This is a genomic window from Arenimonas daejeonensis, assembly GCF_007993735.1.
GTDB classification, from domain to species: Bacteria; Pseudomonadota; Gammaproteobacteria; order Xanthomonadales; family Xanthomonadaceae; genus Arenimonas; species Arenimonas daejeonensis.
In genome coordinates, this window is the sequence record NZ_CP042453.1 from 1,944,549 (window position 1) to 1,970,047 (window position 25,499).

Annotated in this window: 14 protein-coding genes and 2 pseudogenes; 14 read left to right on the forward strand and 2 right to left on the reverse strand. The window is 69.8% G+C overall.

Translation table 11 applies throughout. From position 1 onward, the window contains the following. Positions 1–291: 291 nt before the first annotated feature. From smc to FRZ33_RS09485, 5 genes and pseudogenes are all read left to right on the forward strand, one after another. Positions 292–3,789 (forward strand): annotated as a pseudogene (gene smc, locus FRZ33_RS09465) (chromosome segregation protein SMC). Positions 3,790–3,862: 73 nt separating this feature from the next. Next, entirely contained in the window at positions 3,863–4,636 is a 774-nt protein-coding gene (zipA, locus tag FRZ33_RS09470; RefSeq protein ID WP_146909277.1) for a cell division protein ZipA, read from the forward strand. 7 nt (positions 4,637–4,643) lie between these two features. Next, positions 4,644–6,767 (forward strand): NAD-dependent DNA ligase LigA, encoded by a 2,124-nt coding sequence (gene ligA / locus FRZ33_RS09475; RefSeq protein WP_146909279.1) that lies wholly within the window; start codon positions 4,644–4,646, stop codon positions 6,765–6,767. A 59-nt stretch (positions 6,768–6,826) separates the two neighbouring features. Further along, positions 6,827–7,804 (forward strand): EF-P lysine aminoacylase EpmA, encoded by a 978-nt coding sequence (gene epmA / locus FRZ33_RS09480; RefSeq protein ID WP_227977747.1) that lies wholly within the window; start codon positions 6,827–6,829, stop codon positions 7,802–7,804. 115 nt (positions 7,805–7,919) lie between these two features. Further along, the gene (locus tag FRZ33_RS09485) at positions 7,920–8,447 is read left to right on the forward strand and encodes a DUF3011 domain-containing protein (protein WP_158637180.1); all 528 of its coding nucleotides are present in this window, start codon (positions 7,920–7,922) and stop codon (positions 8,445–8,447) included. Here the strand turns inward: FRZ33_RS09485 and FRZ33_RS09490 are convergent. Continuing rightward, the gene (locus FRZ33_RS09490; protein WP_146909282.1) at positions 8,441–9,148 is read right to left on the reverse strand and encodes a hypothetical protein; all 708 of its coding nucleotides are present in this window, start codon (positions 9,146–9,148) and stop codon (positions 8,441–8,443) included. The two genes, FRZ33_RS09485 and FRZ33_RS09490, sit on opposite strands and share 7 nt — an antisense overlap. Positions 9,149–9,221: 73 nt before the next feature. On the opposite strand from FRZ33_RS09490, the gene mtnA reads away from it, so the two are divergent. From mtnA to pbpC, 8 genes and pseudogenes are all read left to right on the forward strand, one after another. Next, entirely contained in the window at positions 9,222–10,280 is a 1,059-nt protein-coding gene (gene mtnA / locus FRZ33_RS09495; protein WP_146909284.1) for an S-methyl-5-thioribose-1-phosphate isomerase, read from the forward strand. 127 nt (positions 10,281–10,407) lie between these two features. After that, positions 10,408–12,735 carry a DNA gyrase subunit A gene (gyrA, locus tag FRZ33_RS09500; protein WP_425480583.1) on the forward strand — a complete coding sequence of 776 codons (2,328 nt, stop codon included), beginning with the start codon at positions 10,408–10,410 and terminating at the stop codon, positions 12,733–12,735. A gap of 5 nt (positions 12,736–12,740) precedes the next feature. Next, positions 12,741–12,887, forward strand: coding sequence for a hypothetical protein (locus FRZ33_RS17730; RefSeq protein ID WP_425480584.1), 147 nt, complete (start codon positions 12,741–12,743; stop codon positions 12,885–12,887). Next, on the forward strand, positions 12,884–13,021 hold the full coding sequence (locus FRZ33_RS17735) for a hypothetical protein (protein ID WP_425480585.1): 138 nt from the start codon (positions 12,884–12,886) through the stop codon (positions 13,019–13,021). Before FRZ33_RS17730 ends, FRZ33_RS17735 begins: the two co-directional genes overlap by 4 nt. Before the next feature lie 122 nt (positions 13,022–13,143). Beyond that, positions 13,144–15,153 (forward strand): PDZ domain-containing protein, encoded by a 2,010-nt coding sequence (locus tag FRZ33_RS09505; RefSeq protein WP_146909286.1) that lies wholly within the window; start codon positions 13,144–13,146, stop codon positions 15,151–15,153. After that, positions 15,150–15,941 carry a hypothetical protein gene (locus FRZ33_RS09510; protein ID WP_146909288.1) on the forward strand — a complete coding sequence of 264 codons (792 nt, stop codon included), beginning with the start codon at positions 15,150–15,152 and terminating at the stop codon, positions 15,939–15,941. Before FRZ33_RS09505 ends, FRZ33_RS09510 begins: the two co-directional genes overlap by 4 nt. A gap of 96 nt (positions 15,942–16,037) precedes the next feature. Continuing rightward, positions 16,038–20,939 (forward strand): annotated as a pseudogene (locus FRZ33_RS09515) (alpha-2-macroglobulin family protein). 1 nt (position 20,940) lies between these two features. Further along, positions 20,941–23,355: a penicillin-binding protein 1C gene (pbpC, locus tag FRZ33_RS09520; RefSeq protein WP_146909290.1), complete on the forward strand. Its 2,415-nt coding sequence runs from the start codon at positions 20,941–20,943 to the stop codon at positions 23,353–23,355. A 51-nt stretch (positions 23,356–23,406) separates the two neighbouring features. Here the strand turns inward: pbpC and FRZ33_RS09525 are convergent, their stop codons facing one another. Continuing rightward, a complete protein-coding gene (locus FRZ33_RS09525) occupies positions 23,407–23,886 on the reverse strand; it encodes a peroxiredoxin (protein ID WP_146909291.1) in 480 nt (159 codons plus the stop codon). A gap of 147 nt (positions 23,887–24,033) precedes the next feature. Between FRZ33_RS09525 and FRZ33_RS09530 the strand changes: the two genes are divergently transcribed. Continuing rightward, positions 24,034–25,356: a metallophosphoesterase gene (locus FRZ33_RS09530; protein WP_146909293.1), complete on the forward strand. Its 1,323-nt coding sequence runs from the start codon at positions 24,034–24,036 to the stop codon at positions 25,354–25,356. Positions 25,357–25,499 lie beyond the last annotated feature (143 nt).

Genomic DNA, 25,499 nt, shown 5'->3' on the forward strand with positions numbered 1-25,499 from the left:
GGTTGGGGTGGGGTGAGTCCTGGCTCCGAAGTTCCACCCCTCCCGGCCTCCCCCTGCAAGCAGGGGAGGGGAAGTGGAGGGGCCCGGCAGCAGGGAAAGGGAACGTTAGGCGCCCCGGCGGCCGCTGTTATACTGCCCCACGGCTGCGTGCCGGGGACCGCGCTCTGCCAATGGAATCAATCACTTGGCAATGGCTGCGGACCCGTTCGCGAGCTTCCCTGGACCCTGCGGTGGGGCGCGAAAGCGCTCCGTTGCCGGCCGGCTCGGCCGGCTGCTTGAGAACCCCGACGAATGCGCCTTTCCACCATCAAGCTGTCCGGCTTCAAATCCTTCGTAGATCCCACGGTGCTGCACCTGCCGACCAACATGACCGGCGTCGTCGGTCCGAACGGTTGCGGCAAGTCCAACATCATCGATGCCGTGCGTTGGGTGATGGGCGAAAGTTCGGCCAGCCGCCTGCGCGGTGATTCGCTGACCGACGTGATCTTTTCCGGCTCGTCCACGCGCAAGCCGGTCAGCCAGGCCCAGGTCGAACTGATCTTCGACAACTCCGAAGGCAGCATCGGCGGCGAGTACGCGCGTTACGCGGAAATCTCGGTCAAACGCTCGGTCAGCCGCGACGGCCAGTCGAACTACTACCTCAACGGCGCGCGCTGCCGCCGCCGCGACATCACCGACCTGTTCCTCGGCACCGGCCTGGGCGCGCGCAGCTACTCGATCATCGAACAGGGAATGATTTCCCAGATCATCGAGGCCCGGCCCGAAGACCTGCGCGTGTACTGGAAGAGGCGGCCGGCATCTCCAAGTACAAGGAGCGCCGCAAGGAAACCGAATCGCGTATCAAGAGCACGCGCGAGAACCTCGAGCGCCTGAACGACCTGCGCGAGGAAGTGGACAAGCAGCTCGAACACCTCAAGCGCCAGGCCCGCGCCGCCGAGCAGTACCAGACCCTGCAGGCCGAACGCCTGAACAAGGACGCGCAGCTCAAGGCGCTGGAATTCCGCCGTTACGACGCCGACCTGAAGTCGCTGCATGATTCATTGACCCAGGACGAGATCAAGCTGCAGGCCCTGCTGGCCGATCAGCGCCAGGCCGAGGCCCAGATCGAGGCCTGCCGCAGCCAGCATGGCGAAGCCAGCGAACGCCTGGGCAAGGCCCAGGCCGAGGTCTATCGCGTCGGCGGCGAACTGGCCCGCATCGAACAGCAGATCCAGCACCAGAAGGAACTGCGCCAGCGCCTGGAAACCGCGCGCGCCGAAGCCGACGCCGCCTTCGCCCAGATCGGCGAACACATCAGCGGCGACGAACGCCAGATGGGCGAATTGCACAACGCCATTGCCGTCGCCGATCCCAAGCTCGAAGCCCTGCGCGCCGAAGACGCCGGCCGGCAGGAGGCGCTCAAGGCCGCCGAAACCGCGCTGCACGACTGGCAGCAGCGCTGGGACACCTATGCCAAGGCGCAGGCGGAAGCCGCGCGTTGGGCCGAGGTCGAGCGCACCAAGATCGAATACCTGGAAAAGCAGGCGCTGGACGCGGGCCGCCGCCGCGAAGCGCTGGCCAACGAACGCACCGGGCTCGACACCAGTGCGATCACCGAAGCCCTGGCGCGCCTGACCGCCGACCACGACAGCCAGAAGGCCGGCCTTGATGGCCTGGGCCAGACGCTCGAGCAGCGCAAGGCCGCCCTGACCGCGCTGCAGGAACAGCAGCGCCAGCAGCAGTCCGAACTGGCCGAAGTGCGCAAGCAGGGCCAGACCGCGCGTGGCCGCCTGTCCTCGCTCGAAGCGCTGCAGCACGCCGCGCTGGGTCAGGAAAAGAACGTCGCGCTGGACTGGTTAAAGGCCCAGGGCATCGCCGACAACGCCCGCCTGGGCGAAGCGCTGCAGGTCGAGGCCGGCTGGGAAACCGCGGTCGAAACCGTGCTCGGCAGCCTGCTCGAAGCCGTCACCGTGGATGCGCCGACGGATTGGCTGGATGCACTGGCCAGCCTCGGCCAGGGTCGCGTCGCGCTGGTCAGTGGCGAGAATCGTGGCATCAACGTGCCCGCCGGTTCGCTGGCGGCCAAGGTGCAGGGCCCCGATGCGGTGCGTCGCCTGCTGGCGAACATCCATGCGGCCGACGATGCGGCCGCCGCACGCGCCGTGTCGCTCGGCGAAAACGAAGCCGTCATCACCCGCGGCGGCGAATGGCTGGGCGGCGGCTGGCTGCGCGTGCTGCGCAGCGGCGACGCCCACCAGGGTGCGCTGGCCCGCGAACGCGAGATCCAGTCGCTGCGCGCGGAAATCGAAGCGCTGGCGAAGAAGGAACAGCAGCTCAACGAAGCCTTGACCTCGATGCGCGACAAGCTGCTCGAGGCCGAACAGCACCGCGAGGACGCGCAGCGTTCGCTGTATCTGGCGCACCGCAGCGTGTCCGAACTCGCCGGCCAGTTGCAGGGCCAGCAGAGCCGCCTCGAATCCGCACAGGCGCGCGTTTCACGCATCGACGGTGAACTGGCCACGCTCGGCACCACGCTGGAAGAGTCCCAGGCCAATGCCCGCGAGGCGCGCGCGCGCCTGGAGCAGGCGGTGGCGAAAATGGGCGACCTCGAATCCGAACGCCAGCGCCTGGACGCCGAGCGTCGCAGCCTGGGCGAAGGCCGCGACGCCGCCCGCAACACCGCCCGCGAAGCCCGCGAGGCGGCGCACCAGCTGGCGCTGTCGCTGGAATCGCAGCGCGCCCGCGTGGTCGCGCTGAGCCAGTCGCTGGCGCGCATGGGCAACCAGAAAGCGCAGCTGGAAGTGCGTCTGAACGAACTCGTGGCCCAGCTCGCCGACGGCGACGCGCCGGTGGTGGCCCTGCAGGCCGAACGCCAGGCCGCGCTCGACCAGCGCGTCATCGTCGAGAAGGACCTGGCCGCGGCCCGTTCCACCGTGGACGGCATCGAGGCCGAGATGCGCGGTTACGAACAGACCCGCCAGCAGCGCGACCAGCAGGCGCTGGCCCAGCGCGAGGCGATCTCCTCGCGGCGCATGGAAGAGCAGGCCCTGAGCTTGCGCGCCGGCCAGCTTTCGGAAGCCGTCGCGGCCGCTGGCCTGGCGCTGGAAGAGGTGCTGGCCTCGCTGCCCGAAAAGGCCGACGTCGAAGGCTGGCAGAAGACCCTGACCGACATCGACGCCAAGATGCGCCGCCTGGAGCCGGTCAATCTGGCCGCGATCCAGGAATACGGCGAGCAGAGCGAACGCAAGACCTACCTCGACGCCCAGAACGCCGACCTCACCTCGGCCCCTGGACACCTGGAAGGCGCGATCAAGAAGATCGACAAGGAAACCCGCGGCCGCTTCAAGGAAACCTTCGACCGGGTCAATGCCGGCGTGCAGGAGCTGTATCCGCGCCTGTTCGGCGGCGGCCACGCCTACCTGGAGCTCACCGGCGAAGACCTGCTCGACACCGGCGTGTCGATCATGGCCCGCCCGCCCGGCAAGCGCGTGTCCAACATCTCCCTGCTTTCGGGCGGCGAGAAGGCGCTGACCGCCGTGGCCCCTGGTGTTCGCGATCTTCCGCCTGAACCCGGCGCCGTTCTGCCTGCTCGACGAGGTGGACGCGCCGCTGGACGAGGCCAATGTCGGCCGCTTCTCGTCCATGGTCACCGAGATGAGCGAGAAGGTGCAGTTCCTGTTCGTCACCCACAACAAGGCGACGATGGAGGCCGCGAAGCAGCTGTCCGGCGTGACCATGCGCGAACCGGGCTGCAGCCGCCTGGTCTCGGTGGACCTGGCCGAGGCCTCCCGGCTGGTCGGCGCGGCCTGACCGCGCCGCCGAAATCGGGCATCATTCCGCAGGGCCGCCCCCGCGGCCGTGACGGCACACAGGGAGAGGCGCCATGTTCGACGGACTCAGCGACACCGCGCTGCTGCGCATCGCCATCGGCGCGGCCGCCCTGATCCTGTTCGCGGTCATCCTCTACACCAGCCGCCGGAAGTCCGGCGAGCAGGGCAAGCGCCGCGTCCCGTCCCGTTCCGCCGACTCCGGCAGCGGGCGCCAGGAACCGACCCTGCGCGAGCTGCTGGAAGCCGACGCCGACCCCGAAGACAGCGCCGCCGGCATCGAACAGTCCGAACTCGACCTGCTGGAAAAGACCCTGGCGGGCGAGGACGTGCCCGACCGCCGTCCGGCGCCGGCACCGCTGCCCGGCGCCCGTCCAGACGAGAATTTCGACAAGGTGGTCAGCTTGTTCCTGGCCGCCCGTGCCGGCCAGGCGCTGCACGGCCCGGACCTGGTGGTCGCCGCCGAGAAAGCCGGCCTGGTCTATGGCCACATGAACATCTTCCACCGCCTGGTGGACAACCACCCGGAGCAGGGCCCGGTGTTCAGCGTCGCCAACCTGGTCAAGCCTGGATCCTTCGACATGACCCACATCCAGGACCTGCGCACGCCGGGCATCAGCTTCTTCATGGCGCTGCCGGGCCCGCTGTCGGCGCTTGACGCCTGGGACGCGATGCTGCCCACCGCCCAGCGCATGGCCGAGCTGCTCGACGGCGTGCTGCTGGACGAGGAGCGCAATGCCCTGGGCCGCCAGCGCATCGCCCACATCCGCGAAGACCTGCGCAACTACGACCGCAAGCAGCAGAAGTGGGACCTGCGCACCACCCGCTGAGGCCGCGATGAGCACGCCCGCCGCGCGCGCCGCATCGCTGCGCCGCCAGATCGAAGACGCCAACCACCGCTATCACGTGCTCGACGACCCGGCGATCCCGGACGCCGAGTACGACGCGCTGGTGCGCGAACTGCAGGCCATCGAGGCCGCGCATCCCGAGCTGGCCACCGAGGACTCGCCCACGCGCCGGGTCGGCGGCGCGGTGCTGCCGTTTTTCGAGGAAGTGCGGCACGAGCAACCGATGCTCTCGCTCAACAACGCCTTCAGCGACGCGGAAGTACAGGAGTTCGTGCAGCGCATCGTGCGCGAGCTGGGTGAAGTGGCGCCGGCCTTCTCGGTCGAACCCAAGCTCGACGGCCTGGCGATCAGCCTGCGCTACGAGGATGGCGTGTTCGTGCGCGGCGCCACCCGCGGCGACGGCGCCACCGGCGAGGACGTCACCGCGAACCTGCGCACGGTGAAGGCCATTCCCCTGCGCCTGCGCGGCGATGCGCCGCCGGTGCTGGAGGTGCGCGGCGAGGTCTACATGCCGCGCGCGGGTTTCGAAGCCTATAACCAGCGCATGCGTGAAACCGGCGGCAAAGTGTTGGCGAACCCGCGCAACGGCGCCGCCGGGTCGCTGCGCCAGCTGGACCCGAAACTCGCCGCCGCGCGGCCGCTGGCGTTCTACGCCTACGGCCTGGGCGTGGTCTCGGGCTGGGACCTGCCGGACCGCCATTCGCAGATGCTCAAGGCGCTGCGTGCCTTCGGCTTCCCGGTGTCGCCCGAGGTCGGCGTGGCGCATGGTGCACAAGGCCTGCTCGACTACTACGCGAAGATCGGCGCGCGCCGCGACACGCTGCCTTACGACATCGACGGCGTCGTGTACAAACTCGACCGCCATGACCAGCAGAACGCGATGGGCTTCGTCTCGCGCGCGCCGCGCTGGGCAATCGCGCACAAGTTCCCGGCGCAGGAACAGCTGACCACGGTCGAGGCGATCGAAGTGCAGGTCGGCCGCACCGGCGCGCTGACGCCGGTGGCGCGGCTGGCGCCGGTGCAGGTGGCGGGTGTCACCGTCACCAACGCGACCCTGCACAACGCCGACCAGATCGCCCGGCTCGATGTGCGCGTCGGCGACACCGTGATCGTGCGCCGCGCCGGCGACGTGATCCCGGAAGTGGTGCGTGTGATTGGCGAAAAACGCCCGGTCGACGCCAAGGGAGTGCCGCTGCACGGTCCCTACGAATTCCCTGCCAACTGCCCGGCCTGCGGCTCGCACACCGAAGCCGTGCGCAAGGTGCTCAAGCAGACCAAGGCCGGCGGCATCGAATACGCCGAGGGCGCCGCCATCGTCTGCACCGGCGGCCTGTTCTGCCCGGCGCAGCGCAAGCAGGCCTTGATCCATTTCGCCTCGCGCCGGGCCATGGACATCGAGGGCCTGGGCGAACGTTTCATCGAGGCGCTGGTGGATTTCGGCTACGTGAAGACCGTGGCCGACCTGTACCGGCTGCGCCTGGACGACTTCCTGGAGATGAAGCGCCGCGCCGACGAGCGCGACGGCACCGTGCCGGAGACCGTCAAGGCCGGCAAGGTCGCCACGAAGTGGGCGGAGAACCTGGTCGAGGCGATCGCGGCCAGCAAGGCCACCACGCTGGAGCGCCTGCTCTTCGCATTGGGCATCCGCGATGTCGGCGAGAGCACGGCACGCATCCTGGCGCGTTATTTCGGCGCGCTCGATCCGATCCTGGCGGCTGACGAGGCCACCCTGGTGCAGATCCCGGACGTCGGCCCGGTCGTCGCCGCGCGCATCGCCGGCTTCTTCGCCGAGGCGCACAACCGCGAAGTGGTGCAGGCGCTGCGCGAGGCCGGCGTGCACTGGCCGGAAGGCCCGCCGCAGCGTTCCGCCGAGGGCCCGCTGGCCGGCCAGACCGTGGTGCTGACGGGCGCGCTTTCGGCCATGAGCCGGGACGAGGCGGGCGACCGCCTGCAGGCGCTGGGTGCCAAGGTGGCCGGCAGCGTGTCGAAGAAGACCAGCTTCGTGGTGGCGGGTGAAGCGGCCGGTTCCAAGCTCGAGAAAGCCAACGAGCTGGGCATCCGCGTCTGGGACGAGGCCGAGCTGTTGGCCTTCCTGGAAGCGCACGGATCCTGAACGGGCACGAAACCTGAAAGGTGGCCGACGTCCTGTCCCGTCGGTGCGGGAGGCGCACAATGGCGGCCATGAAGGACTGGAAACCCACCGCGAACGCCAAGGCCCTGCGCCTGCGCGCGGAACTGTACGCGCTGATCCGGCGTTTCTTTGCCGAGCGCAAGGTGCTGGAAGTCGAGACCCCGATCCTGTCGGCGGCCGGCAACACCGACCCGAACATCGAAAGTTTCAACCTGCGCTTCGAGGGCGCGAAAACCGCCGGCGAACCGCTGCGCTGGCTACGCACCTCACCCGAGTTCCCGCTCAAGCGCCTGGTCGCGGCCGGTGTCGGTGACTGTTACGAACTGGGCCGCGTGTTCCGTAACGGCGAGGCCGGCAAGCGCCACAACCCCGAGTTCACCATGCTCGAGTGGTACCGGGTCGGCTGGACCCACCACCAGCTGATGGACGAGACCGCCGAACTGCTCAAAGCCGCGCTGGCCCTTGCCGGGCGCCGCGCCACCGTGCGCGACACCAGTTTCCGCCAGCTCTACCAGGACAAGTTCGGTTTCGACCCGATGACCGCGCCGGAGTCGGAACTGCGCTCGCCGCTGGGCGTGTTCGGCATCGACCCCAAGGGCCTGACGCGCGACGACTGGCTGGACCTGCTGATGACCCACCTGATCCAGCCCAGCATTCCCGCCAGCCGCATCCTGCTGGTGTACGACTACCCGGTCAGCCAGTGCGCGCTGGCGAAGATCCGGCCCGGCGACCCGCCGGTGGCCGAACGTTTCGAGGCCTACCTGGGCCCGCTGGAAATGGCCAATGGCTATCACGAGCTCACCGACCCGGCCGAACAGCGCGCGCGTTTCGAAGCCGACCTCGAGCGCCGTCGCGCCCGCAACGCCGCGTTGCCGCCGCTGGACGAACGCCTGCTGGCCGCGCTGCCGAAGCTGCCCACCTGCGCGGGTGTCGCCCCTGGGCGTGGATCGCTTGCTGATGGCGCTGCTGGGCACCGAAAAATCGGTGACGTGCTCGCTTTCCCGTTCGACCGGGCATGAATCACGGGTAAGCGCGCCGTCGCCGGTCGGCCGGGGTTGCCCGGCGATTCATCCTTCAGTCCCTAGATTTCTTCTCCGTGCGGCTCCCGTGGGGCCGACGTCACGGAGAACCGCCATGAACCGCCCAGCCGCCGCCCTTGTTGCCTTCGCCACGGTCGCCTTCGCGCTGCCGCTGTCGGCCCAGGCTGATGACCGCTATGGCAACCACCCTCCGGACGCGTGGGTGGTGAGCTGCAACTCCGACGGCTACCGCGACCGGTACTGCCCGATGGACACCCGAGGCGGCGTGCGCCTGGTACGCCAGGTGTCGAATTCGCGCGGCCCCTGCATCGAAGGCCGCACTTGGGGCTACGATCGCCGCGGCATCTGGGTCACCGACGGCTGCCGCGCGCAGTTCGAAGTGGGCAGTCGCTACGACGGTCGACCGGGCTACGGACATCCCGACCCGGCGCCGCGGATCGTGCGCTGCGAGTCGATCGGCAACCGCGAGTACTTCTGCCCCGTGCAGGGTGGGCGGATCGAGTCGGTGGACATCCAGCGTCGGCTGAGCCGCGGCGATTGCACTTACCGCCAGCACTGGGGATTCACCCCGCGCGGCATCTGGGTCGACCGCGGCTGCCGCGCCGACTTCGTCGTCTACTGATCGGCGGATTTCCGGGTGCGCTTCCGGACGGGTTTGCGCGCCGGCGCCGGTTTCCTCGGCGCCGGCGCCACCACCTTGCCCAACTGCCGTCCCAGCGCGCTGGCCAGTTTCAGCGGCGGCATCGCCAGCGCCAGGGCTTCCGCACTCCAGGCCTTCAGCGTCGAAGGCGCCAGGTTGAGCGCGCCGGCCAGCGGCGCCGGCAACCAGTCCGCGCCCGCCTTGCGCAGGCGGCAGACGCTGTCGGCGTAACGGCCCGCGGCCCAGGTGGCGGCGACCGCACGCACCGTGGCGGTGACCAGGGGTTCGAGCGGGGTGTAGCGCATCAGCGGCGTGCTGACCGCCGCCGGCACCCAGCCGTTCAGCAGGCCGCGCAGGCCTTCGCGCGTGGCCAGCGGGCTGAGCACGGCCTGGGTCTGGGCCACGGCCAGCACACCCTCGATTTCCCAGCCCGCGGGCTTGAGCTTGTAGCGGCGATAGATCGCCTGCACCAGCTTGCGCTGGATGTCTTCGGCCGATTCGCTGGTGCCGGCACTGCGCACCCGGGCGGGCAGGAAGGGCTTGAGCAAAGGCACGCGGTCCAGCCCGACCTGCAGGGCGGCGCCGGCGCCGGCCTTGACGCAGGCGGCGTGCAGCATCGGTTCGATGCCGGTGTCGAAGGCGGCGGTCTTGCGGGGCGTGGCGCGGGCGGGGCGGGCACTCATGGCCGGAGCATAACGCGGCGGCCCGCCGGGGCGCCTTGCTAAACTCGGCGGCCTGACGACCCCGGACACACGCATGGACTTCGACCGCTACGACCGCATCCGCCCGATCCGCTGGCACGGCGACCGCCTGGCCCTGCTGGACCAGCGCCGGCTGCCGTTCGTGGTGGAGATGGTGGACTGCACCGACAGCGATGCCGTGGCCCGTGCGATCCACGACCTGGTGGTGCGCGGCGCGCCGGCGATCGGCATCGCCGCGGCCTGGGGCGCGGTGCTGGCGGGGCAGGGCATCCAGGCGGCCGATGGTGCCGAGGCGCTGCACAGGCTCGGCCCCGCGCTGGACCGGCTCAAGGCCGCACGCCCGACCGCGGTGAACCTGATGTGGGCCCTGGCCCGGCTGCGGCGCGTGCTGGCCGGTGCCGGCAGCGACTGGCTGTCGGTGCTGGCCGCCGAAGCCACGGCGATCGAAACCGAAGACCTGGCCGCGAACCGCACCATGGGCGCGCTGGGCGCCGCCCTGATCGCACCCGGCAGCGGCGTGCTGACCCACTGCAACACCGGTTCGCTGGCCACCGCGGGGTTCGGCACCGCCCTGGGCGTGATCCGCGCCGGCGTGGCCGAGGGCCGCATCGAGCGCGTTTACGCCAGCGAAACCCGGCCCTGGCTGCAGGGCGCGCGCCTGACGGTCTGGGAACTGCTGCAGGACGGCATCCCGGCCACCCTGATCGCCGACGGTGCGGCCGCGCACCTGATGAAGACCGGCGCGGTGCAGTGGGTGATCGTCGGTGCCGACCGCATCTGCGCCAACGGCGACACCGCCAACAAGATCGGCACCTATTCGCACGCCATCGCCGCCCGCCACCACGGGTTGAAGGTGATGGTGGTCGCGCCGTCCTCGACCGTGGACATGGCGACCGCACGCGGCGAAGACATTGATATCGAGATGCGCGACCCGGCCGAACTGCTGGCCGTGGCGGGCACGCGCACGGTCGCCGAGGGGGTCGCGGCGTGGAATCCGGTATTCGACGTGACCCCGGCCGGACTGATCGACGCCATCGTCACCGAGCGCGGTGTGGTGACCGCCCCGGACGCGGCCCGCATGGCCGCTGTCTTCGGACATCAAAATAAGGCCTAAGTGCTTGTTTTCCGGCCTCTAGACTGGCCCGTCGCGGGCTGGTTTCTGGTATGATTTTCCGTCCCTGAAAGCCCTGCCTGCGACCCTGGTCGCGGCACCCGCCCGAACGTCGAACACGGAAGCACGAATGGCAGATCTCGCGAAGGAAATCATCCCGGTCAACCTCGAAGACGAGATGCGCAAGAGTTACCTCGACTACGCCATGAGCGTGATCGTGGGCCGCGCCCTCCCGGATGTCCGCGACGGCCTCAAGCCCGTGCACCGCCGCGTCCTGTTCGCGATGAACGAGCTGGGCGCGCACAGCAACAAGCCCTACTACAAGTCGGCGAGAATCGTCGGCGACGTCATCGGCAAGTACCACCCGCATGGCGACCAGTCGGTGTACGACACCCTGGTGCGCATGGCGCAGCCGTTCTCGCTGCGCTACCTGCTGGTGGACGGCCAGGGCAACTTCGGCTCGGTCGACGGCGACTCCGCCGCGGCCATGCGATACACCGAGGCGCGCATGTCGCGCCTGGCGCACGAGCTGATGGCCGACATCGACAAGGACACCGTCGACTTCCAGCCCAACTACGACGAGAAGGAACAGGAGCCGACGGTGATGCCGTCGCGCTTCCCGAACCTGCTGGTGAACGGCTCGGCCGGCATCGCGGTCGGCATGGCCACCAACATCCCGCCGCACAACCTGGGCGAAGTGATCGACGCCACCATCGCCCTGATCGACGACCCGGAAACCAGCATCGGCGACCTGATGCAGTACGTGCCGGGCCCCGATTTCCCGACCGCGGGCATCATCAACGGCTCGGCCGGCATCCACGCCGCCTACCACACCGGCCGCGGCCGGGTGCGCATGCGCGCCAAGGCCGACGTCGAGGTCAACGAGGACAACGGCCGCGAAGCCATCATCGTCACCGAGCTGCCCTACCAGGTGAACAAGGCGCGCCTGATCGAGAAGATCGCCGAGCTGGTGAAGGAAAAGAAGCTCGAGGGCATCAGCGAGCTGCGCGACGAGTCCGACAAGGACGGCATGCGCATCTTCATCGAGGTCAAGCGCGGCGATTCGGCCGAGGTGGTGCTCAACAACCTGTACCTGCAGACGCCGATGGAGTCGGTGTTCGGCATCAACATGGTGGCCCTGGTCGACGGTCGGCCGCAGATCCTCAACCTCAAGCAGATGCTCGAGGCTTTCGTCAGGCACCGCCGCGAGGTGGTCACCCGCCGCACCATCTTCGACCTGCGCAAGGCCCGCGCCCGCGCGCACATCCTCGAGGGCCTGACGGTCGCGCTCGCCAACATCGACGAGATGATCGAGCTGATCAAGACCTCCGAGAACCCGGTGGTGGCCAAGGAACGCATGCTGGCCCGCACCTGGCAGCCCGGCCTGGTCGGCGCGCTGCTGGCCGCCGCCGGCGCCGAAGCCTCGCGTCCGGAAGACCTGCCGGCCGGCGTCGGCCTGGTGGCCGACGGTTACCAGCTCACCGAGACGCAGGCGCAGCAGATCCTCGAGATGCGCCTGCACCGCCTCACTGGCCTGGAGCAGGAAAAGCTCACCGACGAGTACAAGCAACTGCTCGAGGTCATCCGCGGCCTGATCGAGATCCTGGAGAACCCGGGCGTGCTGCTCGAGGTGATCCGCACCGAGCTGCGCAACGTGCGCGAGGAATACGCCGACGCCCGCCGCACCGAGATCCGCCCGGGCGAGGAAGACCTCGACATCCTGGACCTGATCGAGTCCGAGGACGTGGTGGTGACGCTGTCGCACGCCGGCTACGCCAAGCGCCAGCCGCTCACGACCTACCGCGCGCAGAAGCGCGGCGGCAAGGGCCGCTCGGCCACCGCGGTGAAGGAAGAGGATTTCATCGACCGCCTGTGGGTGGTGAACACGCACGACACCCTGCTGACCTTCACCAGCACCGGCCGCGTGTTCTGGCTCAAGGTCTACCAGCTGCCCGACGCCGGCCCGAACTCGCGCGGCCGCCCGATCATCAACTGGATCCCGCTGCAGGAAGGCGAGAAGGTGCAGGCAGTGCTGCCGGTGCGCGAGTTCGATGAAGGGCACTTCGCGTTCTTCGCCACCCGCGACGGCACCGTCAAGAAGACCCCGCTGAGTGACTACTCGCGCCCGCGTTCGACCGGCATCTGGGCCATCAACCTCGACGAGGGCGACGGCCTGGTGGACGTGCAGCTGACCAACGGCGAGCGCAACGTGATGCTGTTCGCCAGCAACGGCAAGGCCGTGCGTTTCGACGAGTCCGAGGTCCGTCCGATGGGCCGCACCGCCACCGGCGTGCGTGGCATGCGCCTGAAGGAAGACGAGGAAGGGCAGGGCGCCAAGGTCGTGTCCATGATCGTGGTGGACGGCGACGGCGATATCCTGACCGCCAGCGAAAATGGCTTCGGCAAGCGTACCGCGGTGGCCGAGTTCCCGCGCAAGGGCCGCGGCACCGGGGCGTGATCGCGATGCAGACCAGCGACCGCAACGGCGAGCTGGTCGGCGCCATCCAGCTGACCGAACAGCACGAGATCCTGCTGATCTCCGACCAGGGCACCCTGGTGCGCACCCGCGCCGCCGAGGTCAGCCAGGTGGGCCGCAACACCAGGGCGTGACCCTGATGCGCGTGGCCGAGGACGAGAAGCTGATCGCTGTCGAGCGCGTGGACGTGATCGAGGTCGAGGTCGAGGTCGCCGACGACGACGCGGTCGCCGTCACGGAGCCCTCGCAGCCGCAGCCGGAGGCTTGATGCCGGCGGGCCGCGCGGAACCATCCGCGTGGCCTGTACCCTAAGGCCGGAATCCCCCTGGAGAGCGGCATGCGCCCGACCCGTCCCGCCGCGGCCTGGATGGCCGTGTTGTCCCTGCCCTGTTGTCCGCCAGCCCGCAGTCGCCGGCCCAGGCGGTGCGCGACAGCGACACCACCCGCATCTCCGAAGCCCGCGACCGCGTGCTGCCGGTGGTGGTCAGCATCCTCAACGTGCGCCAGGACTACCAGCAGGGCGAGCCCGTGCTCAGCGTCTCCAGCGGCAGCGGCACCGTGGTGTCGCCGGAAGGGCACATCGCCACCAATGCCCATGTCACCCAGAACGGCAAGAGCTTCCGGGTGGTGTTCGCCGACGGCCGCGAACTGCCGGCGCGTCTGGTCGGCACCGACACGCTGTCCGACCTGGCGGTGCTGCAGGCGATTCCGCCCAGGCCGGAAAAATTCGCGCACGCCGACTTCGCCGACGTGCTCGACCTGCGCCCCGGCGATACCGTGCTGGCCATGGGCGCGCCCTGGGGCCTGTCCAATTCGATGAGCGCGGGCGTGGTCAACAATCCACGCCGCCTGCTGGTGTCGCTGTTCGACGACGAGGCCGACTACGAAGACCGCCTGGGTGCCGACGAGCCCACGGGCCGCTATTACGCCTGGATCCAGCACGACGCGGCGATCGCACCCGGCAACTCCGGCGGCCCGCTGGTGGACCTCAGCGGCCGCATCGTCGGCGTGAACACCCGCGGCATGATCTTCGGCGGCGACCTCGCCTTCGCCATTCCCGGTCCCGATGCCGGTGAAGTGGTGCGTGCCCTGATCGCCAAGGGCCGCATCGAACGCGCGCAGTTCGGGTTCCGCCTGCGTTCGCTCAAGGGCACCGGCTACAGCGAAGGCGTGCTGGTGAACGCGGTCGAGCGTGGTTCGGCCGCCGAGAAGGCCGGACTGCGCGCCGGCGACCGCATCCTGGCGCTGGACGGCGCGGCCGTCAGCGCGCCGCAGCCGGTGGACGTGCCGGCCCTGCAGCGACGTTTCGCCGAGCTGCCGATCGGCCAGCGCGTGCAGCTGGCGATCGACCGTGACGGTCGCCGTCGCGAGATCCGCCTGGTGGCCGAGTCGCAGCCGGAAGGACGTGGCGACGAGGGCGCCTTCGAACCCTTCGGCCTGTCGCTGTCGGAACTGACGCCGGCCATGGGCCGGCGCCGCAATTTCGAGGATGCCGAGGGCCTGCTGGTCACCGGCATCCGCCCCGGTGGCCCGGCGGCGATTGCCCGCCCGGCACTCGCCCCGGGCGACCTGATCCTGCGCGTGGCCGGCAAACCTGTGCGCAGCCTGGACGAACTGGAAGCCGTGGCCGGCAAACCTTCCGGCGACGGCCAGCCGCTGGTGATCGAATTCCAGCGCGAAGCCGAACAGCGGCTCGCCCTGCTGTCGCCGATCCACGGCGACCGCGTGCGCACGCCGCTGCCCGAGCTGCCCAAGGCCTGGTCCGGTGTCGAGGTGCAGCCGGTGACCAGTTCGCTGGCGCGCGACCTCGGCCTGGCGGCATCCGGTTTCCGCATCACCCGCGTCTATCCCGGCAGTCCGCTGGCCGCGGCCGGCGCCGAGGTCGGCGACCTGCTGACCGCGATCGACGGCGAGCCGCTGCGCGCGGCCAACGAAAATTCGGACGACGGCTACCACCAGCGCGTACGCGACCTGCCCATCGGCAGCCGCGCCGAATTCGCCGCGCTGCGCAACGGCAAGACGCAGAGCTTCGCGGTCACCCTGGGCGAGTCGCCGGTCAACACATCTGGCCTGCGCACCCTGGCCCTCACGCGCCTGCGTGCGCAGCTGCGCGAGTTCGGTTTCTACGACCGCGCCGCGCGCCGCCTGCCGGCCAGCCAGGCTGGCGTGGTGGTGGACGGCGTCGAAACCGGCGGTCCCGCCGGCCTCGCGCACCTGCAGGGTGGCGACATCATCATCAGCCTCGGCAATGAACCGGTGCGCGATCTGGCCGGCCTGGCCAGGTCGCTAGACACCGCGCTGGCCAAGGGCAACGGCAGCGTGATCCCGCTGCAGGTGCTGCGCGGCCCGGAAACCCGCATCCTCTACCTCGAACGCTACTGGCTCACGGAGACTCCATGACCCTGGTCCGCCCGCTGTTGATCTGCGCCCTGCTGGCCCTGGCGCCGGCCGTGTCCGCCGCCGAAGACGTGGCTGACGTGGAGGATTACCGGCCCGTCTACCGCGAGCTGATCGAACAGCACGCCGAAGCCGTGGTCACCGTGAAGTTCGTGATGTCGGTGACCAACTCGGGCAGCGAGCAGCGCATCGAGGACCGTACCCAGGCGGTGCTGGTCAGCGACGACGGCCTGATGATCGTGCCCGACCGCTCGGTCAGCCTGGACTTCAGCACCTTCGGCAACACCACGCCCGGTCAGGCGGCGCCGGTGGCCAAGTCCAGTGACTTCCGCGTGCGCCTGGCCGACAGCGAGGACTGGCTGCCCGCGGACCTGGTCACCCGCGACGCCGAACTCGGCCTGGCCTGGCTGCGCCTGCGCAATCCGTCTGGCAAGCTCGATTTCGTGGACCTGGCCAATGGCGTGAAGGCCGAGCCCGGCATGGTGTTCTATTCGCTGCTGCGTACTTCGGACGAGTGGGGCGGTGTGCCGGTGTTCCGCCCGGGCCTGGTGCTGGGCGAAACCCGCACGCCCGCCTTCCGGCTGCTGGTGGACGGCGTGCCCGGCCTGGCCTTCGACCAGCACGGCAAGCCGATGGGCTATGTGGACGTGGACCTGGCGTCGATGATGCGTTCGCGCAACGCCGGCATGGGCCTGGACATGGCCGACATGGTGCTGCGCATGACGCCGGTGGACAAGGTCGCCGCCGCCACCCTGCAGGCCGCCAGGCTGCCGATCGCCGGCGGTCAATAAATCCGCCGGGCGGTGACCGTTCCCCGGGGATGAATCCGTGGCGGCTTGCCGTCACGGCCGCCGACCTATACTGGCCGCATCCCCCGGGAGCTGGCCATGATCATGAAATCGTCGATCCGCCGCGTCGCGGCGCCCCTTTTCCTGATGCTCGCCGTGCTGGCCTTCGCCGGCTGCAAACGCGACGAAGGCCAAGTGCCGGAACTGCAGGGCGGCGCGGTCGACGCGAGGCCGCAGGTGGAGGGCTTCGCGCTGACCGCCGCCGGGCGCGGCACGCACGAGGGCCAGCTGGCGATCGAACTCGAGTTCTCGCAGCCGCTGGCGGCAGGGCAGTCCTTCGACGAGCTGCTGGTGGTCACCGGCGCCAAGGGCGAAGCGGTGAAGGGCAGCTGGGTGCTCGATGACGAGGCGAAGACACTGCACTTCCCCTACGTCGAGGCCAGCCAGGATTATTCGGTGCTGCTGCGCGCGGGGCTCGCCGCGGCCGATGGCAAGACGCTGGGCAAGGACGACACCCGCAAGGTCAACACCGGCCCCGTGGAGCCTGCGGTCGGTTTCGCCTCGCAGGGCAGCGTGCTGCCGGCGCGCGACACCCGCGGCCTGCCGGTGGTGTCGGTGAACGTGCCCGAGGTGGATGTCGAATTCCTGCGCGTGCGCGACAGCGAGGTGGCGAACTTCTTCGTCGGTTACCAGCGTGGCGGCCGTCGCGGCGGCTGGGAGCTGGGCGACAGCGAATGGCAGGACCGCATCGCCATCAGCAAGATCGCCGACTCGGTCTATCTCAACCGTTTCGTGCTGGGGGTGGTGAGAACGAGCGCCGACTCAGCTATCTGCCGGTGCAGAACATCGCCGAGCTGCAGGAGCCGGGCCTGTATTTCGCGCTGCTGCGCCGGGTCGGTGCCTACGGCGACGACTACGAGACGGCGATCTTCTTCATCAGCGACATCGGCCTGCACCTGCGCGCCTACGGCGAGCAGGTGTTCGTACACACGGCCTCGCTCAAGAGCGGCGACGCGGCCGGCGACGTGGCCCTGAAATCCTGAACCGCCAGGGCGAGGTGGTGGCCAAGGCGGAGACCGACGCCAGCGGCAACGCGCGCGTGGCCTACAAACTCGACGCCAGCCACGTGCTGGTCGCGCGCAACGGCGCCGATGTGTCGCTGCTGCCCTTCAACCAGCCGGCGCTGGACATGTCGGAGTTCGCGGTGGCGGGCCGGACCCAGGCCTGGTTCGACGTGTTCGCCTGGTCCGGTCGCGACCTGTACCGGCCGGGCGAGACGGTGCGCCTCTCGGCGCTGATGCGCGACCATGACGGCCGTGCGGTGAAGGCGCAGCCCTTGTTCCTCAGCCTCAAGCAGCCCGACGGCAAGGTGTTCCTAAACCCGGCTCGCGCCCGGCGAGGGCGGTTATTACGGCTGGAGCCAGGCGCTGCCGGCCGACGTGCCTACCGGCCGCTGGCAGGTCGAGTTCCGCACCGCGCCCGGCGCCGCCGAAGTGGTGCAGGGCATGTCGCTGCGCATCGAGGAATTCCTGCCCGAGCGCATGAAACTGGAGCTGTCCAGCGCGCAGGCCACGCTGCGGCCCGGCGAGAAGCTCACGCTCGATGTCGACGCGGCCTACCTCTATGGCGCACCGGCCGCGGGCAATCGCTTCACCGCCCGCCTGGCGGTCGCCGCCGACCAGCATCCGGTGGAAAAACTCCCCGACCATTATTTCGGCGACCCGACCGTGGCCCTGCCGAAAGACGGCAAGGACGTGGTGGACGAAGCGCTGGCCGGAAACGGCCGCCTGCGCACGCAGATCGCCCTGCCCGAGGAAACCTCCGCGATCGGTGCGCCGGTGGCGGTGGTGGTCACCGGCAGTGTCTATGAAAGTGGCGGCCGCCCGGTCAGCCGCAGCCTCAAGCGCAGCATCTGGCCTGCGGCACAGCTGGTCGGCGTGCGGCCGCTGTTCGACCTCAAGGAGGGCGCGCCCGCCAACGGTGTTGCCGGCTTCGAGCTGCTGCGCAGCGACGCCGCGGGCACGCTGAGCGCCGCGGCCGACCTCAAGGTCAGCCTGGTGCGCGAACTGCGCGACTACCACTGGCGCCAGGACTCCGGCGGCTGGGGTTACGACTACAGCACGCGCTACGAAACCATCGAGACCCGCACCGTGGCCAGCCGCGCCGACGGCGGCACGCGCTTCGACGTGCCGGTGGAGTGGGGCGAGTACCGGCTCGAGATCACCGACCCGCAGACCGGCCTGCTGACGCGGCTGCCCTTCGTTGCCGGCTGGAGCTGGGACAACCAGAACCGCGGCCTCGACGCGCGCCCCGACAAGGTCAAGCTGGCACTCGACAAGACCGCTTACCGCGCCGGCGACACGCTGAAGGTGACGGTGACGCCGCCCCAGCCCGGCCCCGGCATCCTGGTGGTCGAGACCGACCAGCTTCTGCACGTGCAGCCGTTGGACGCCAAGCCCGGTGCGACCTACGAGCTTGAAGTCACCGAAGACTGGGAGCGCCACGACGTCTACATCACCGCCCCTGGTGTTCCGTGGCGGCTCGGCGGTGGAGAAGGTGACGCCGGCGCGTGCCGTCGGTGTCGCGCACGTGCCGATGGACCGCGCGGATCGCACGGTGCCGGTCACCGTGACCGCGCCGGCACAGGCACGTCCCGAACAGGACCTCCCGGTGACGCTGTCCGCGCCGGCCCTGGCCGGCAAGACCGCCTGGGCGACGGTGTCGGCGGTGGACGTCGGCATCCTCAACATCACCCGTTTCCCGGTGCCCGATGCGGCGAAACATTTCTTCGCACAGCGGCGCCTGGGCGTGGACGCGCGCGACCTCTACGGCCGCGTGATCGAGAGTTTCGAAGGCGAGGCGGCCACGCTGCGTTTCGGCGGCGACATGGCGCTGGCGGCGCTGCCGCAGGCGCGGCGTCCGACGGCACGCGTGCTGACCGTGGACCTGTTCTCCGGCCCGGTGAAGCTCGACGCCCAGGGCAATGCCAAGGTGGACGTGCACGTGCCCGACTTCAACGGCACGCTGCGGGTGTCGGCCCTGGTCTTCAACGACGAGATGTACGGACAGGGCAGCAGCGAAAGCATCCTGCGCGCGCCGATCCTGGCCGAGGTCAGCGCGCCGCGTGCGCTGGCGCCGGGTGATCGCAGCACGGTCACGCTCGACCTGCAGAACTACACCGGCGCCGCCGGCGAGTTCGTGGTGAGCCTGGAGACGACCGGCCCGATCGCGGTGGCCGGTGAAAAGCGCACGGTGAGCCTGGACCCCGAGGCAAAGACCACGCTCAGCTATCCGCTCAGCGGCACCGAAGGTTTCGGCGTGGGCACACTGCGGCTCAAGGTCGAAGGCGGCGGCTTCGCGGTCAACCGCGAATTTGATGTGCCGGTGCGCGCGGCCTGGAGCGGCATCGTGCGTTCGCGCGCGCAGAGCCTGGATCCCGGTGCGACACTGGCACTCGGCAGCGACCTGGCGGCCGGCCTGATGCCGGGCACCGTGTCGGCCCGCCTGACCGTCACCGCCGTGCCGCCGCTGCCGTTCGCACGCGCGCTGCAGGACCTGCTTGACTACCCCTACGGCTGCGTCGAACAGACCACCACCCGCGGTTATGCCGCGCTGCTGCTGGATGCCGACAGCGCCCGCCGCATGGGGTTCCCGGGCCTGGATGAAGAAGCCCGCCGCAAGCGCCTGGAAGGCGCCTTCAGCCGACTGGCGGCGCTGCAGACCGAGAACGGCCACTTCTCGATGTGGGGCGGCAACGAAGCTGCGGCGATCCTGACGCCCTACATCGCCGAGTTCCTGCTCGGCGCGCGTGAGGCCGGCTTCGCGGTGCCCGAGGCGATGCTGCAGAAGACGCTGGAGCGCCTCAACGAGGACCTGCTGACGGGCGGCGTGCCCTTCTACGCCTATGACGAGTCCGACCACCTGCGCTTCGCCTACAGCGCACAGGCCGGTTACGTGCTGGCGAAGGTGAACCGGGCGCCGCTGGGCACGCTTCGCGCGCTGTACGACAACGAACGCAGCAAGTCGCGCACCGGGCTGCCGCTGCTGCAGCTGGGCCTGGCGCTGGCCCTGCAGGGTGACGAGACCCGCGGCGCGAAGGCGATCGCCGAGGCGCTGGCGAAGAAGGACATGCGCCCGCGCTGGCTCGGCGACTACGGGTCGGAGGTGCGCGACCAGGCCCTGATGCTGGCCCTGCTGCGCGAGAACGGCCGCACCGGAAAGCCGCAGGACGACCGCCTGCTGGCGCTGTCGCGCGACCTGCAGGCGCGGAGTTCGGAACGCTACAGCTGGTTCAGCACCCAGGAACAGATCGCGCTGGCGCGGCTGGGCAAGGCGCTGTCGAACGACAGTGCGCAAACCTTCTCCGGCCAGCTCGCGATCGCCGGCGAAACCAGTGCGCTCAGCGCCGACCGCTTGTTCAGCCGCGACTTCGGTATCGGCGACCTCAATGCCGGCGTGCGCTACACGCCGCAGGCCGAAGCGCCGGTGTTCGCCAGCGTGGACGTCGCCGGCGTGCCGCGTGCGGCACCGGCGCCGGACGACAAGCAGGTCAGCGTGCAGCGCAGCTGGTACAACCCCGACGGCACGGCCTGGAAACCCGGCCCGCTGAAGGAAGGTCAGGTGCTGGTGGCGGCGCTGCGCATCGAGGCGCGGGAGGCCATGCCGGACGCGCTGGTGGTGGACCTGCTGCCGGCCGGCCTGGAGGTCGAGAACCTCAACCTCACCGATCCGGAACAGTGGAGCGACGTCAGCATCGACGGCACCTCGCTGGGCGAACGCGGCGACGCGGCCCAACTGCTGCACGAGGAATACCGCGACGACCGTTACGTCGCCGCGGTCAAGCTGTACGCCGGCCAGCCGGCTCGCCTGTTCTACCTGGTGCGGGCGGTGACGCCGGGTACCTACGTGGTGCCGTCGCCGCAGGCCGAGGACATGTACCGGCCCGAGCTGCGTGGCGTGGGCCGTGCGGTGCCGGCGACGGTGACCGTCGTGCAGCCCTGAGATGGACGCGGGCAGGGCCACCGGCGATCCGCGTTCCGCGCGGGTCGCCGGCAAGGGAACCGCAGCCGGACGGGAGGGTCGTTGGCGCCGGTTCCTGCGCAGGTTTGCGTTGGCCTTGCCCGTATTGTTCGTCGCGCTCCTGCTGCTCGACCGGGTTTTCCCACCACCGCTGCCACCGGCCGGCGACAACGGCACCGTGGTGCTGGCGGCCGACGGCACCCCGCTGCGCGCCTTCGCCGACCGCGAGGGTGTCTGGCGTTATCCGGTCACGCCGGACCAGGTATCGCCGCATTACCTCGACGCATTGATCACCTACGAGGACCGCTGGTTCCGCCGGCACCCCGGCGTGAATCCCGTGGCCCTGCTGCGTGCCGGCGGCCAGTGGCTGGCGAACGGCCGCGTGGTGTCCGGTGGTTCGACGTTGACCATGCAGGTGGCGCGCATCCTCGAACCGCACTCGCGCACTGCCGGCGGCAAGCTGCGCCAGGGCCTGCGCGCGCTGCAGTTGGAGTGGCGCTATTCCAAGGACGAGATCCTGACGCTGTACCTCAACCACGCGCCCTTCGGCGGCACCATCGAAGGCGTGGAGGCGGCGAGCTGGGCCTACCTGGGCAAACCCGCGAAAAACCTGTCGCAGGCCGAGGCGGCACTGCTGGCCGTGCTGCCGCAGGCGCCCAGCCGGCTGCGCCCTGACCGGCACCCGGAAGCCGCACGCGCGGCCCGCGACAAGGTGCTGGCACGGATGGCCACGCGTGGCGTTTGGAGCCAGGCCCAGGTCGCCGATGCCCGTATCGAACCGGTGGTGTCGCGCCGCCTGCAGCCGCCAATGTCGGCCGCGCTGTTGGCGCAGCGCCTGCGCGCGGATAACCCTGGCCAGGCGCGCATCACCAGCACGCTCGACGCCAACCTGCAGCGCAGCCTGGAGCAGCGCGTCGCGGCGTATTTTTCGCGATTGCCCGAGCGGACTTCCGCAGCCTTGTTGGTCGTGGACAACCAGACCCTGCAGGCCCGTGCCTACGTCGGCTCGCTCGAGTTCGGGGACGCCGCGCGCCTGGGCCACGTGGACATGGTGCGGGCCACGCGTTCGCCGGGTTCGACGCTCAAGCCCTTCCTCTACGGCCTGGCCATGGACGACGGCCTGGTGCATTCGGAAAGCCTGCTGGTGGACGCGCCGCAGAGTTTCGGCGACTACCGGCCGGCGAATTTCGACCCTGCCTTCAATGGACCGGTGTCGGTGGCCGAGGCGCTGCGGCTGTCCTTGAACGTGCCGGCGGTGGACCTGCTCGACCGCCTGGGCCCGGAACGTTTTGCCGCGCGCCTGGCGCACGCCGGCCTGACGCTGCGGCTGCCACGCGGCGCGAAACCCAACCTGTCGATCATCCTCGGGGGCACCGGCACCCGGCTGGAGGAACTGGTGGGTGCCTACGCCGCGCTCAACCGCGACGGGCTGGCAGGGCCGGTGCGTTACCGCCCCGATACGCCCCTGCAGGAACGCCGGCTGCTGTCGCCGGGCGCGGCCTGGATCGTGCGCGAAATCCTGGAACAGCATGGTCGCCCCGGCCAGCGCGAGCACAGCTTCGACACCAGCGGCCGCCCGCGCGTGGCCTGGAAAACCGGCACCAGCTACGGCTTCCGCGACGCCTGGGCGCTGGGCGGCACCGCGCGTTACACCGTGGGTGTCTGGGTCGGGCGGCCGGACGGTACGCCGTTGCCGGGGCAGTACGGCGCGATCACCGCGCTGCCGCTGCTGTTCGAAGTGGTGGACAGCCTGCCGCGTGCGCCTGCGCAAAGTCGCGGACGCCTGCCGGAAAGCGTGCAGAAGCTCGATATCTGCTGGCCGCTGGGCCTGCCGCCGGATCCCGCGTTGCCTGGCCTGTGCCACGAAAAACGTGAGGCCTACTCGCTGGCCGGCGTGCTGCCGCCGACCCTGCCGGAACGTGATTCACGACTCTGGGGCAGCGGCCGGTTGGTGCTGGAGGTGGACGCGCGCAGCGGGCGCCGACTGTCGGCTTCATGCACATCCAGTCATGCGCGCCGGAAAATCGAAGTTGCACGCTGGCCCGGCCTGTCCTATCCGTGGCTGCCCGCCGCGACCCGCCGTGCCAGTGCGATCCCAGCGTTGGCCGCCGACTGCGCGCCCGATGCACTGGAGGCGATGGAAAACCTGCGCATCGAAGGCCCGGGCGAAGGCAGCCGTCTCGCGCGTGCACCCGGCAGCACCAAGCCGCCCACGCTGCGCCTGCGCGCACTGGGCACCGAAGCCCGCGTGCGCTGGCTGGTGAACGGCCGCCTGGCCGGCGAAAGCCGCGGCGGCCGCGCCTGGACCCACGCCTTCGACGAACCCGGCGAACAGCGCATCACCGCACTCGCCGACACCGGCGCCTGGGCCGAGCTCAATCTGCGCGTGCTGCGCTGAGCAAAAAAATGGGCGGCCGAAGCCGCCCATCGTTTTGTTCGCTGATCGCGATCAGGCCAGGTGTTCGAGCACGTAATCGGCCGCCGAAACCTTGAACTCGCCCGGCGCCTCGACATGCAGCTGCCTGACCACGCCGTCCTCGGCGTACAGCGCGAAACGCTTGGCGCGCAGGCCCATGCCGAAGGCGGTGGCGTCGAGCTGCAGGCCCGGGGCCTGGGTGAAGGCGCCATTGCCGTCGGCGAGCATGTGGATGCCGGCCGGCACGTTCTGGTCCTTGGCCCAGGCGCCCATCACGAAGGCGTCATTGACCGAGAGGCAGGCCACTTCGATGCCGCGCTTCTCGAACTCGGCGGCCTTCTCGACGTAACCCGGCAGGTGCTTGGCCGAACAGGTCGGCGTGAACGCGCCCGGCACCGCGAACAGCACGACCTTCCTGCCGGCGAACAGCTCGCTGGTATCAACAGCCTGCACGCCGTCCTTGAGTTCATTGAGAATGGCCTGGGGAATCTTGTCGCCGACCTGGATGGTCATGGGGTGCTCCGTGGCGTGGGGTGGGGAGGCCATTCTAGCGGGCACGGACGGTCGCGGCGGCCCAGGCTGACGATGACCTGACGACTGCAGTAAGTTCCCTGTCAGGGCGTCGCTGCCAGGCTCGACGCAACGCCAGGAGACCCACCCATGACAATCCGCGACGCCGGCTTTGCCCCTTCGTCCCTTCGCCTGCGCCCGCTCGCGGCAATCGCCCTGCTGGCGCTGCTGGCCGGCTGCGCCGGCACGGGTGGCGGCCAGGTGGCCGGGCCGGAAGCCGAGCCGCCGGCGCAGCCGTTCTCGCTGGTGCTGTTCGGTGACCACGGTTACCACCTCGACTACATGGACCCCGAGGACATCGATCCGCCGCGCACGCTCGAGCAGGCCATCGCGCTCGAACGCGAGGAGTGGCTGGAGGACAAGCGCCCGCCGGACGACTTCACGCCCTCGTCCCTGGTGCGGCTGCCGGCGACCGGCGGCTATGTCGCCGCCACCGGCATCACCCTGGTGGCCGACGCGATGGAGGCGTACTGCCGCAGCGAAGGCTGCGATGCCGGCGCCATGCTGGGCGACAACATCTACCCGGACGGCCCCACAGGCGGCGCGGACGGCCGCGACGACGGCAAACGTTTCGACGACATCCTGCTGGCGCCGTACCGGAATTTCGTGACGCTGGGCGAGGATTTCCGCATCTACGCCACCCTGGGCAACCACGACTGGCGCACCTCGCGCGAGGCGGCGATGGCGGAAGTGGACTATCTCTCGAAGACCCGCCCGTTCTACATGGACGGCATCTTCTACCGGGTGAAACCGCCGGCAGGCAGGGGCGAGGTCGAACTGTTCGTCATCGACACCGAAGTGATGCTGGCCGGCACCACCGTGTACGAGGCCGAGCTGGCCGACGACGGCAGCGAACTGCCGCCCCACGAGATCGACGAACCCAAGCCATGGGCCAAACCGCAGAACGAAGCCGAGCGCGGGATGGCGGCCTGGCTGGAGCGATCACTGCGCGACTCCGATGCACGCTGGAAGATCGTCGTCGGCCACCACCCGCTGTGGTCGTCCTCGGGCAGCAAATTCGAGCAGGCGCGGGTGCTGCGCCGGATCATCCTGCCGTCGCTGTGCCGTTACGCCGACATGTACGTGGCCGGCCACGAACACACGGTGGAGCTGCACAGCGACAGCTGCGCCGCCGCCGTGCCGGGCGAGGCGCTGCCGCCGCTGCCGCAGATCGTGTCGGGCGCCGCCGCCAAGCACCGTCCCCTCAACACCTGGTTCATGGCGCACCAGGCCAGGGCCAATCCGGAACTCACCACGCACTACGCCGAGGGCCTGATCTGGGGTTACGTGCACCTGCGCCTGGACGGCGACCAGGCCGTGGCGAAGGCCATCACCACCCCCAACGACGGCAGTGGCGGCAACGTCGTCGCCCACACCCAGGTCTACGCCCGGCGCAGCGGCCAACTCCCGTAACCGCTGCGCCGGTCGCGTGGGCATTCGGGCGGGCGAATCGGTCCGGGATGGGGTCGCACGCCGTGATTTCAACGCCTTGAAGCCCGGCGTGGCGGCCCTATTTTTCCGTGCATGGCGGCCCGGTGCCGCTGCAGCCACGGAGA